The organism is Moorena sp. SIO4E2 (genome assembly GCF_010671945.1).
In the GTDB taxonomy this organism is placed as follows: domain Bacteria; phylum Cyanobacteriota; class Cyanobacteriia; order Cyanobacteriales; family Coleofasciculaceae; genus Moorena; species Moorena producens.
The window spans coordinates 1-1,687 of sequence record NZ_JAAHIE010001120.1 but is presented as its reverse complement, the minus strand read 5'-3'; the positions used below and the strand labels follow the sequence as shown (position 1 = coordinate 1,687).

General features: G+C 40.6%; 2 protein-coding genes. Both read right to left on the bottom strand.

The genetic code is table 11. The features are described from left to right. A partial coding sequence (locus tag F6K37_RS41295; protein WP_287257072.1) for a condensation domain-containing protein occupies positions 1-1,443 on the bottom strand: 1,443 nt, incomplete at its 3' end. Next, on the bottom strand, positions 1,440-1,687 hold a 248-nt coding region (locus F6K37_RS41290; RefSeq protein WP_287257071.1), incomplete at its 5' end, for an acyl carrier protein. The genes F6K37_RS41290 and F6K37_RS41295, both read right to left, overlap by 4 nt.

Here is a 1,687-nt window from a genome sequence, read left to right as displayed (position 1 = left end):
GTATTTGAATGCTCCTGTCAACTTAGAGTTGATTTCGCTCATTTCCAAATCTAAATCAGATTGCCCCTCAAATAGCACTGGGTTATAAGGGATAAATTTTAAATCTCCCCAAGAATAAGAAGTCTCATCTTGACCAGAAGCCAGTAAATGTGCTTGTTGAAATGACTGAAGCACAAAGTTCGTTTGAATAATTGGGGAATAACTTGAATCTCGTTGCGGATGCAATCGTTCCACCATTAGTGCAAAAGGAAAATCTTGATGATCTAGTGCTTCCAGAACAGTTTGCTGCACTTGCGTTAACAGTTCAGTAAAACTACCTGCACCTTTGATAGTGCTTCGCATGGGGAGCATATTAACAAAATGCCCAAATATGCTATTGAACTCTGAGCGACTCCGACCCGTTACAGGTGAGCCAACAATAATATCTTCCTGCAAAGTATATCTATACAATAAAACCTGATAGACTGCCAAGAGCAGAGTGTAGAGAGATACTTTCCTGGTATCAGCCAGCTTCTTTAACTTTTGTGTTAGTTCTAAAGATAAACTAAAGACACAGGAATCTCCTTTATAGGTTTGGATCGGAGGTCGCGGATAATCAGTGGGCAGTTGCAATACAGGCAAATTGCCCTCTAGTTTTTGTTGCCAATAATCCCATAGCTGCTTTCCTCTGGCACTCTCCAGTAACTCTTGTTGCCAATGAACAAAGGTTGGATAGCTATAGCTTGGAGGAGCAAGAGGAGTAGATTGCTGAGTCTGGAGCTGATGATAAATAACAGGTAACTCTTCCACCATAAGATTTAGCGACCAACCATCACAGACAATGTGGTGTACAGATACGATAAAGGCGAGCCCCTGTGCTCCCTGTTGAAAAAATCTGACACGCATTAGCGGACCATTTTCTAGGTCAAAAGGCTCTTGGTGAATAGCTCTCACCTTTTGTCGCACCTCTTCTATACTCCAACTGATAGCATCAATCACTTGAAAGTCTAAAACAGGGGTTTCCAAAACCTGTCGATAAGGTTTGTTATCTAAACTGGGAAAACAAGTATGCAGGCCAGGATGTCGCTTGAGTAAATGCTCAAATACTTCCTTCCAAGCTGAAACATTGCTAGCTTCAGGCATTCTACCTGCGAAGGAAACATTATAAGAGTAACTGTCTGGGTCTAAGTACCAGACAAACCAAAGAGACTGTTCATTCAGAGATAGGGGAGGATACGGACTAGTTTCCTCATAAGGCTTTAGTGGTTCTGAAAGAGCCTCAGAACTATCAGTAGTAGAAACGTTCTGAAGTAATCGCAATAATTCAGCTTTATTTTGGGCAATAAGTTCTCGAATTTCTTGAGTTAATGTTCCCTTGGGAGCACGAATCTTTAGTTGCTCACCTTCAGCAGACAATAGGATGCCTTTGCTAGCAATTTGAGATAGAACTTGATTCAGGTTCATAAAGTAATTTCCTCCATATCTTCACAAATATCTTCAGGATCTGAATTATCATAGTCAGTAATTTTTTCTAACAAAAGCTGCTGGGTTATTTGCTCATTTACTAAGTATGCGATTTGGGCAGTACTCGCCCCTCCAAATATTTTTTGAAAAGGTATATCCCATCCCAGTTGCCTTTTTAACAAATTCCGCAATTCACCTGCCATCAAAGAATCTAGCCCCATATCTATAAGAGGTTGAGCTACAT